Source organism: Stenotrophomonas sp. 3diitr2024 (assembly GCF_042136455.1).
Classification (GTDB): domain Bacteria; phylum Pseudomonadota; class Gammaproteobacteria; order Xanthomonadales; family Xanthomonadaceae; genus Stenotrophomonas; species Stenotrophomonas sepilia.
Map to the genome: position 1 here is coordinate 1 of NZ_JBHHMJ010000036.1, position 3,537 is coordinate 3,537.

The 3,537-nt window shown below is 67.2% G+C and carries 4 protein-coding genes; 1 reads left to right on the forward strand and 3 read right to left on the reverse strand.

The window, feature by feature from the left end:
* Positions 1-42: 42 nt before the first annotated feature.
* The 3 genes from phaR to gluQRS all read right to left on the reverse strand — a co-directional run bounded on the left by phaR (position 43) and on the right by gluQRS (position 2,437).
* Positions 43-576 carry a polyhydroxyalkanoate synthesis repressor PhaR gene (gene phaR / locus ABGA94_RS00685; RefSeq protein WP_005417756.1) on the reverse strand — a complete coding sequence of 178 codons (534 nt, stop codon included), beginning with the start codon at positions 574-576 and terminating at the stop codon, positions 43-45.
* 182 nt (positions 577-758) lie between these two features.
* Positions 759-1,499: an acetoacetyl-CoA reductase gene (gene phbB / locus ABGA94_RS00690; protein WP_005417754.1), complete on the reverse strand. Its 741-nt coding sequence runs from the start codon at positions 1,497-1,499 to the stop codon at positions 759-761.
* Positions 1,500-1,516: 17 nt separating this feature from the next.
* Positions 1,517-2,437 carry a tRNA glutamyl-Q(34) synthetase GluQRS gene (gene gluQRS / locus ABGA94_RS00695; RefSeq protein WP_065178239.1) on the reverse strand — a complete coding sequence of 307 codons (921 nt, stop codon included), beginning with the start codon at positions 2,435-2,437 and terminating at the stop codon, positions 1,517-1,519.
* A gap of 93 nt (positions 2,438-2,530) precedes the next feature.
* Between gluQRS and htpX the strand changes: the two genes are divergently transcribed.
* Positions 2,531-3,397: a protease HtpX gene (htpX, locus tag ABGA94_RS00700; RefSeq protein ID WP_019660518.1), complete on the forward strand. Its 867-nt coding sequence runs from the start codon at positions 2,531-2,533 to the stop codon at positions 3,395-3,397.
* The last annotated feature ends 140 nt before the right edge of the window (positions 3,398-3,537 follow it).

The following is a 3,537-nucleotide window of genomic DNA, read 5'->3' on the forward strand; positions in this document are numbered from 1 at the left end:
GCGCCAGGGGCGCGCCGTTTTCGTATCAGCCGTTGCTGCAGCTCAGCGGCGGGTCTTGCCGCCGGTGCCGGTACCGGTGCCGGGTTCGCCGGGCTTGTTGCCGGTTCCCGTTCCGGTGCCGCCCGGGCGCGGGCCACCGAAGCCGCTGCCCATGCTGCGCTGGAATTCCTGCCACAGCTCCAGGTTGCGCTCGGTCAGCTGGTTCATCATCGCCCACGGGGTCTGGCCCAGCAGGTTGCCCATCTGCTGGCGGAACTGCTGCTGCTGGTCGAGGAAGACCTGCATGCTGCGCTCCAGGTAGTTGCCCATGAAGCCCTGCAGGGAATCGCCGTAGAAGCGGATCAGCTGGCTCAGCAGCTGGGTCGACAGCATCGGTTCGCCGTCCTGTTCCTGGTCGGCGATGATCTGCAGCAGGACCGAACGGGTGAGGTCGTCGCCGCTCTTGGCGTCGCGGACTTCGAAGTCTTCACCGTCCAGGATCAGCTGGCGCACGTCCTCGATGGTGATGTAGCTGGAGATCTCGGTGTCGTAGAGACGGCGGTTCGGATACTTCTTGATGATGCGGGTCGCAGCCATGAAGCGGTACTCGTCACAGTAGACGCGCAGCATGGCGCAGTGCAGCAGCGGTTGCAACCGCCCCAGCCCCCGCCAGGCTTGGCTTTCAGGGGCGATCATGTTGCGCAGCAAGGGTTTGCGTGCTGCGCAGCATGACCATCGGCAGGGGCCGTCAGCGCATGCCGCAGCGGCCCCTGCGCGGCTTACCAGCCCATGTGGTGGCCGCCGTTGATGTCCAGGTTGCTGCCGGTGATCCACGAGGCTTCCTCGGCCACCAGGAAGGACACGCCATAGGCGATTTCCTCCGGCTTGCCGAGGCGCCCGGTGGGGATGTCGGCGATGATCTTGGCGCGCACGTCCTCCGGAACCGCCATCACCATGTCAGTGGCGACGTAGCCGGGCGAAATGGTGTTCACGGTGATGCCGAAGCCGGCGTTCTCGCGGGCCAGCGAAATGGTGAAGCCATGCATGCCGGCCTTGGCCGCGGCGTAGTTGGCCTGGCCGTACTGGCCCTTCAGGCCGTTGATCGAGCTGATCTGGATGACCCGGCCCCAGCCGCGGCGCCGCATGCCTTCGATGACCGGACGGGTGACGTTGAACACCGAATTGAGGTTGGTGTTGATCACATCGTGCCACTGGTCCGCGCGCATGCGGTGGAACGTCGTGTCGCGGGTGATGCCGGCATTGTTGACCAGGATCTCGACCGGGCCCAGCTCGGCCTCGACCGCACGCACCAGCGCCTCGGCGCTGCCTGGATCGGAGACATCGCCCGGGAAGATCGACACGCTGTAGCCGCGCTCGGTCATCGCCTGCTGCCATGCGCGGGCCTTGTCCTCGTCGCGGTAATTGGTGGCGACCCGGTGGCCCTGGTCGGCCAGGCGTTGGCAGATGGCGGTACCGATGCCGCCGGTTCCGCCGGTGACCAGTGCGACGCGAGATGTCATGGAATGCTGTCCGGGAATCAGGTGGGGGAAGGGGGATTCTGCAACATCGGCGCGGAAAGTGCGCCGGCCGGCAACAGGATGTCGGTCCGCGGCAGTCGAGCCGGGTCGAATGCCCGTTGCGCAGTGTGCAGCAGCGCATCCCGGTCATCGGCGCCGTCCAGTGCGGCAGGGGCTTGGCCCAGCAGCTGCCAGAGTGCGCGCAGTACCGGCACCGGCCGTGTACTGTCCACCGGCAGCGACGCCAGCGACTTGGACAGTTTGTGGCCGGGGGCGTCTAGCAGCAGCGGCAGGTGCCAGTAGCGCGGCACGGCCAGGCCCAGCGCCTGCTGCAGCAGGATCTGCCGCGCGGTGGAATCGAGCAGATCGGCGCCGCGCACCACTTCGGTCACCCCCTGCGCGGCGTCGTCGACCACCACCGCGAGCTGGTAGGCCCAGCAGCCGTCGGCACGGCGCAGCACGAAGTCGCCGACTTCGGCATGCACGTCCTGCTGCTGCGGGCCACGCAGGCCATCGTCGAAGCGGACCAGGTTGCCGGGCGGTACGCGGAAGCGGACGGCAGGATCCGGTCGCGGCTGCCGGGCGACGCAGCGGTGGTGGATGCCGCCGCTGGCAGCCAGTTCGCTGCGGCTGCAGTGGCAGATGAAAGCCTGGTCGCTGGCCAGCAACACGTCCAGCGCGGCCTGGTAGGCCTCGCCTCGAGCGCTCTGCCACAGGACCGGGCCGTCGTGGACCAGGCCGAACGCAGCCAGCGCCTGCAGCTGTGACTGCGCGGCGCCGGGTACGGTACGCGGCGGGTCAACGTCTTCGATGCGCAGCCGCCACAGGCCGCCGTGGTGGCGGGCCAGCAGCCAGCTGCCGAAGGCGGCAAGCAGGGATCCGGGGTGGAGCAGGCCGGTCGGCGAGGGCGCGAAGCGGCCGCAGGGAACAATGGCGGTCATGCAGGCTGAATCGTCGGTCAGGTTGGCGCTTGAATTCAAGCTGAGCGCACCGCAAATTGACGGATATCAACCCCTTCCGAGCCGGATTTTCCCATGTTCACCCGTATTGCCCTGTTCCTGGCGACCAACCTCGCGGTCCTGATCCTGGCCGGCATCGTCATGTCGATCCTGGGCGTGGACGCGCGTTCGATGAGCGGCCTGCTGGTGATGGCCGGCATCTTCGGTTTCGGTGGCTCCTTCATCTCGCTGCTGCTGTCCAAGTGGATGGCCAAGCGCTCCACCGGTGCGGTGGTGATCACTGAGCCGCGCAACCAGACCGAGCGCTGGCTGCTGGCCACGGTCGAGCGCCAGGCCAAGGCCGCCGGCATCGGCATGCCGGAAGTGGCGGTCTATGACGGCCCGGAGATCAATGCCTTCGCCACCGGCGCCAACCGCAACAACGCGCTGGTGGCGGTGTCCACCGGCCTGCTGCACAACATGAGCGAGGACGAGGCTGAAGCGGTGCTGGGCCACGAGATCGCCCACGTCGCCAATGGTGACATGATCACCATGGCGCTGCTGCAGGGCGTGCTGAACACCTTCGTGATCGTGCTGGCCCGCGTGGTCGGCGGCATCATCGACAGCGCGCTGTCGGGCAACCGCGAAGGCGGCGGCCGTGGCTTCGCTTACTACATCATCGTGTTCGTGCTGGAGATGGTGTTCGGCCTGTTCGCCACGATGATCGCGATGTGGTTCTCGCGCCACCGCGAGTTCCGCGCCGATGCGGGTGGTGCCTCGCTGGCCGGTCGTCAGAAGATGATCGCCGCGCTGGAGCGCCTGCAGCTCAACCACGGCCAGAGCACGCTGCCGACCCAGATCGCGGCGTTCGGTATTGCCGGTTCGACGGCGAAGAAGCTGTTCATGAGCCACCCGCCGCTGGAAGAGCGCATCGCCGCGCTGCGGGCGTCGACGGTGGCGTAATTCTCTGCTCCTTGTTAGCGCAGGAACGCCTGGCCCCGCGCCGGGCGTTTTTGTATGTGCGCGCACGCATTGGTGGTGCCGGGATCATTTCCGCGACCGCGGAGGGGTGTCACTTTCTTTGCACGAGCAAAGAAAGTGAC

What these genes read in the sequence shown, in the direction of transcription:
- gluQRS (WP_065178239.1), bottom strand. Translation starts at nt 2,437, where the DNA reads ATGACCGCCATTGTTCCCTGCGGCCGCTTCGCGCCCTCGCCGACCGGC.
- htpX (WP_019660518.1), top strand. Translation starts at nt 2,531, where the DNA reads ATGTTCACCCGTATTGCCCTGTTCCTGGCGACCAACCTCGCGGTCCTG.
- phbB (WP_005417754.1), bottom strand. Translation starts at nt 1,499, where the DNA reads ATGACATCTCGCGTCGCACTGGTCACCGGCGGAACCGGCGGCATCGGT.
- phaR (WP_005417756.1), bottom strand. Translation starts at nt 576, where the DNA reads ATGGCTGCGACCCGCATCATCAAGAAGTATCCGAACCGCCGTCTCTAC.